The sequence below is a fragment of the Streptomyces sp. NPDC054841 genome (genome assembly GCF_053611045.1).
The window spans coordinates 1-5,141 of sequence record NZ_JBSGZO010000558.1 but is presented as its reverse complement, the minus strand read 5'-3'; the positions used below and the strand labels follow the sequence as shown (position 1 = coordinate 5,141).

Genomic DNA, 5,141 nt, shown 5'->3' with positions numbered 1-5,141 from the left:
CGCTGGTGGCGTGCGCAGAGGGGGTCGCCGGCCGTTTCGGCCGTCTCGGGCGGGACCTACTCCACCGTGACGGACTTGGCCAGGTTGCGCGGCTTGTCGATGTCCCGGCCGAGGGCCAGGGCCGTGTGGTACGCGAGGAGCTGGAGCGGGATGCCCATGAGGATCGGGTCCAGCTCGTCCTCGTTCTTCGGGACCAGGATGGTGTGGTCGGCCTTCTCCTGCTCCTGGTGCGCGACCGCGAGGATCTTGCCGCTGCGGGCCTTGATCTCCTCCAGCGCGGCGCGGTTCTTCTCCAGCAGGTCGTCGTTCGGGACGATGGCGACCGTCGGCAGCGCCGGCTCGATGAGCGCCAGCGGGCCGTGCTTCAGCTCCGAGGCCGGGTAGGCCTCGGCGTGGATGTACGAGATCTCCTTGAGCTTCAGGGAGGCCTCGAGCGCCACCGGGTAGCCGCGGACCCGGCCGATGAACATCATCGACTTGGCGTCGGCGTACTCGCCCGCCAGCTTCTTGATGTCGTCCTCGGCCTCGAGGATCTCCGAGATCTGCGCGGGCAGCTTGCGCAGGCCCTCGATGATCCGCTTGCCGTCGGCGACCGACAGGTCGCGGATACGGCCCAGGTGCAGCGCGAGCAGCGCGAAGGCGACCACGGTGTTCGTGAAGCACTTCGTCGAGACGACGCAGACCTCGGGGCCGGCGTGCACGTACACGCCGCCGTCCGTCTCGCGGGCGATCGCGGAGCCGACCACGTTGACCACGCCCAGGACGCGCGCGCCCTTGCGCTTGAGCTCCTGGACGGCGGCCAGCACGTCGTACGTCTCACCCGACTGCGAGACGGCGATGTAGAGGGTGTCGGGGTCCACCACCGGGTTGCGGTAGCGGAACTCGGAGGCCGGCTCGGAGTCCGCGGGGATACGGGCCAGGGACTCGATGAGCCCGGCGCCGATCAGACCCGCGTGGTACGAGGTGCCGCAGCCGAGGATCTTGACGCGGCGGATGCCGCGGGCCTCGCGGGCGTCCAGGTTCAGGCCGCCCAGGTGCACGGTGGAGAACCGGTCGTCGATGCGGCCGCGCAGCACGCGGTCCACGGCGTCCGGCTGCTCGGAGATCTCCTTGTGCATGTACGTGTCGTGGCCGCCCATGTCGTACGAGGCGGCCTCCCACTCGACGGTCTCGGGGGTGGCGGTGGTCGTCGTGCCGCTGGTGGTGTAGGTCCGGAAGTCGTCGGCCTTCAGGGTGGCCATCTCGCCGTCGTTCAGGGTGACGACCTGGCGGGTGTGGGCGATCAGCGCGGCGACGTCGGAGGCGACGAGCATCTCCTTCTCGCCGATGCCGAGGATGACGGGGGAGCCGTTGCGCGCGACCACGATGCGGTCGTTGAAGTCGGCGTGCATGACGGCGATGCCGTAGGTGCCCTCGATGACCTTGACCGCCTCGCGGACCTTCTCCTCCAGGGTCTCGGCCTGGGAGCGGGCCACCAGGTGGGTGATCACCTCGGTGTCGGTCTCGGAGGCGAAGACGACGCCGTCGGCCTCCAGCTTGGCGCGCAGCTCGTCGGCGTTGTCGACGATGCCGTTGTGGACGACGGCGACATTGTTCTCGGGGTCCAGGTGCGGGTGCGAGTTGATGTCGCTCGGGGCGCCGTGGGTGGCCCAGCGGGTGTGGGCTATGCCGGTGGTGCCGGTGAAGCGCTTGGGGACCCGGGCCTCCAGGTCGCGGACGCGACCCTTGGCCTTGACCATCTTCAGGCCGGTGCTCTTGGGGCTGGTGATCACCATGCCCGCGGAGTCGTAACCCCGGTACTCCAGCCGCGCCAGGCCTTCCAGCAGCAGCGGCGCGACGTCCCGCTTCCCGATGTAACCGACAATTCCGCACATAGAGCTATGCCCCTCCGAAGACGTTCAGGTGTGTGCTCAGCCGTAGACGATGCGCCGCAGCTGCCGGAGCGAGAGCTCGGGCGGCGCCACGGCGCGGTACGGCAGCTCGGCTGCGATCCGCTCGAAGATCTCCGTGTTCACGGCTCCGCCGGCCTGCAGCTCGCGGTGGCGGCGGCGGACGAATTCCTCGGTCGTCTCGTCGAAGAACGCCAGCACATCGAGTACCACCCGGGCTGCCTCACCGCGCTGGAGCGCGGTGCTGCGCACCAGGTGGTCGACGAGGTCGTCATGCGACGAGCGGCGTTCGAGCACCCGTAGATACTGAGGGCTCCCCCGGGCCTTGCGCAAGATTCCTGCCCGAATTCGGGCAGGAACCTGCGTGATCATGCTTACAGTGAGGATTTACGCCCTCTTTATATGCAGCCTTTACCGGCGACTGAGCACTGCCTTTACCGGCGACTGAGCACTGCCTTCACCAGCGACTGAGCACTGCCTCTACATGCGTCTGAGGACGGCCTGCTTGGCCGTGGAGAACTCCTCGTCGGTCAGTATCCCGGCCTGGTGCAGCTCGCCCAGCTCGCGCAGTCGCCGCAGCAGCACATCATGATCGTCGGCCGGGGCCGCGGCGGACGGAGCGGCGTCCTCCGGGGCGTACGGATGCGGCATCCGTGCCGCCACGGCCGCCGCGACCAGCGCCATCAGCGGGTCCTTGCGGAAGCCCCACAGCTCCACGGCGTGCGGATCGTACTTCGGGGCGGGTGGCGAGCCGATCTTGGACACCCGGAACCGGAGGTAGCCGTTCTCCAGGCCGGCCGAGGGCAGCCACTCCACCGCCTCGACATCGTCGAGGTGCAGGACGCGGGCGCCGCCGGAGGACTTGGACTCCTCCGTCTTCCAGTTCCACTCCAGCCGGATCCGCTCGCCGTCGAAGGTGACGGTGCCGTCGCCCGCGCCCACGGTGATCGGCAGGGCGGGACCGGGGAGCAGATACGCGCTCGCCGGGCCCTTCTCGATCTGCTCCAGCAGCAGCGCGTTGCGCACCTCGTCGACGAGATACTCGGCGACACCGGCGCGGTCGTTCGACACCGTCAGCTGGTACGGGTCGGAGCCGTCCTCGAGCGTGCCCTGGGTGATCTGGAGCAGCGGATCGGCGCCCTCGCGCAGCCGCAGCTTCAGCCGTCCGGACTTCTTGCCGGGCGCGAAGGAGATCCCGGCCAACGCATCGAGCGGTACGGCGATTTCACCGAGGGTCCTGCGCAGCAGGCTCACGCCTTTGTCGTGGCCTGGCACGATGCGCAGCGTGTCCCCGTCGAAGGTCCAAGTCCCGTCCTTCTGGATGATTTCCGCCATGAAAGTGATTGTCGCATCGGGGCGGCCGGGGGTCCGGGGGTTGTCCCCCAGCGAGTTGCGGCCGGCATGAAGGTGATCGCCGGACATCGCCGGACCGGGACTGCCGGGGTGTCGCTGCTGTCCCCCAGGGCGGTGGCGGGGCGGCTGCGGCTGCCCCGGCCTCGGCTGGAAGTGGTCTACACCTTGACCACGCCTGAGGCGCGCGGTACGCATGGTGACCGTTCGGTTGCTCAGCACCACAGTTGTGACCCCCCCCTCGGAAGGGACCCAGCTTGTGAGACAGCACAGAACGTTCCCCCGCCTCCTCGGCTCGCTGCTGCTCGTCGCGGCGGCCGGCATCGCCGGCGTCGGGGCCGCGCCCGCCCCCGGCGCCGCCCCGGCCGCCCTCCGCCCGCTCGGCGAGGTCGTCCCCGCGCCCGCGTCCGTACAGCCGGCCGGCACGCCGTACGCCCTCACCCCCGCGACCCGGATCAGGGTCGACGACGACTCGCGCGAGGCGCGGCGCATCGGCGCGTATCTCGCCGCCGTGCTGCGGCCCTCCACCGGCTATCCGCTGCCCGTCACCGACGACGACGGACGCGGCGGCATCCGGCTCGCGCTCGGGGCGCGCGACAAGAGCCTCGGCGAGGAGGGCTACCGGCTGGAGTCCGGCCGTGGCGGCGTCACCGTCACCGCCCACAGGCCCGCAGGGCTCTTCCGCGGTGTCCAGACGCTCCGTCAGCTGCTGCCCGCCTCGGTCGAGAAGGACTCCCGCCAGGCAGGCCCCTGGCAGATCCCCGGTGGCACCATCACCGACACCCCGCGGTTCGGCCACCGCGGCGCGATGCTCGACGTCTCCCGGCATTTCTTCACCGTCGACCAGGTCAAGCGCTACATCGACCAGCTCGCCCTCTACAAGATCAACAAGCTGCATCTGCATCTCTCCGACGACCAGGGCTGGCGGATCGCCGTCGACTCCTGGCCGCGGCTCGCGACGTACGGCGGCTCCACGCAGGTCGGCGGCGGCCCGGGCGGGTACTACACCAAGGCCCAGTACAAGGAGATCCTGGCCTACGCCGCCTCCCGCTATCTGGAGGTGATCCCGGAGATCGACATGCCGGGCCACACCAACGCCGCCCTCGCCTCCTACGCCGAGCTGAACTGCGACGGTGTCGCCCCACCCCTCTACACCGGCACCGGCGTCGGCTTCAGCTCGCTGTGCGTACCGAAGGCCGTGACGTACGACTTCGTGGACGACGTCGTACGCGAACTGGCCGCGCTCACCCCCGGCAAGTACCTCCACATCGGCGGCGACGAGGCCCACTCCACCAGCCACGCCGACTATGTGGCGTTCATGGACAAGGCGCAGGCGGCCGTCGCGAAGTACGGCAAGTCGGTCGTCGGCTGGCACCAGCTGACCGGCGCGGCTCCGGCCAAGGGTGCCGTCGCCCAGTACTGGGGCCTGGACGGCACCAGTGCCGCCGAGAAGGCGCAGGTCGCCAGGGCCGCGCAGAACGGCACCAAGCTGATCCTGTCGCCCGCCGACCGCATCTACCTCGACATGAAGTACAACAAGGACACCCCGCTGGGCCTCGCCTGGGCCGGCTACGTCGAGGTGCAGCGCTCCTACGACTGGGACCCGGGCGCGTATCTGCCCGGCGCGCCCGCGTCGGCCATCGCCGGAGTCGAGGCGCCGCTCTGGTCGGAGACCATCTCCACCAGCGACCACATCGAGTACATGGCCTTCCCGAGGCTGCCCGGTGTCGCGGAGCTCGGCTGGTCCCCGGCGTCCACGCACGACTGGGACGCGTACAAGGTGCGGCTCGCGGCGCAGGGGCCGCGGATGTCGGCGCTGGGCATCGACTACTACCGCTCGCCGCAGGTGCCCTGGCCCGCCGAGTAGCCGCGCGCGGACAAGGAAGCGGGCGCCCTCCGACC

Annotated in this window: 4 protein-coding genes; 1 reads left to right on the top strand and 3 read right to left on the bottom strand. The window is 70.1% G+C overall.

All coding sequences use genetic code 11. The features are described 5' to 3' along the window. Positions 1-56: 56 nt before the first annotated feature. From glmS to ACWGI8_RS39100, 3 genes are all read right to left on the bottom strand, one after another. Positions 57-1,874: a glutamine--fructose-6-phosphate transaminase (isomerizing) gene (gene glmS, locus ACWGI8_RS39110; RefSeq protein ID WP_453668203.1), complete on the bottom strand. Its 1,818-nt coding sequence runs from the start codon at positions 1,872-1,874 to the stop codon at positions 57-59. A gap of 36 nt (positions 1,875-1,910) precedes the next feature. Beyond that, positions 1,911-2,186 carry a hypothetical protein gene (locus ACWGI8_RS39105; protein ID WP_453668202.1) on the bottom strand — a complete coding sequence of 92 codons (276 nt, stop codon included), beginning with the start codon at positions 2,184-2,186 and terminating at the stop codon, positions 1,911-1,913. A gap of 183 nt (positions 2,187-2,369) precedes the next feature. Then, positions 2,370-3,224 carry a DUF4429 domain-containing protein gene (locus tag ACWGI8_RS39100; protein WP_453668201.1) on the bottom strand — a complete coding sequence of 285 codons (855 nt, stop codon included), beginning with the start codon at positions 3,222-3,224 and terminating at the stop codon, positions 2,370-2,372. Between the two features lie 274 nt (positions 3,225-3,498). Here ACWGI8_RS39100 and ACWGI8_RS39095 point away from each other — a divergent pair, with 274 nt between their 5' ends. Continuing rightward, the gene (locus ACWGI8_RS39095; RefSeq protein ID WP_453668200.1) at positions 3,499-5,106 is read left to right on the top strand and encodes a beta-N-acetylhexosaminidase; all 1,608 of its coding nucleotides are present in this window, start codon (positions 3,499-3,501) and stop codon (positions 5,104-5,106) included. Positions 5,107-5,141 lie beyond the last annotated feature (35 nt).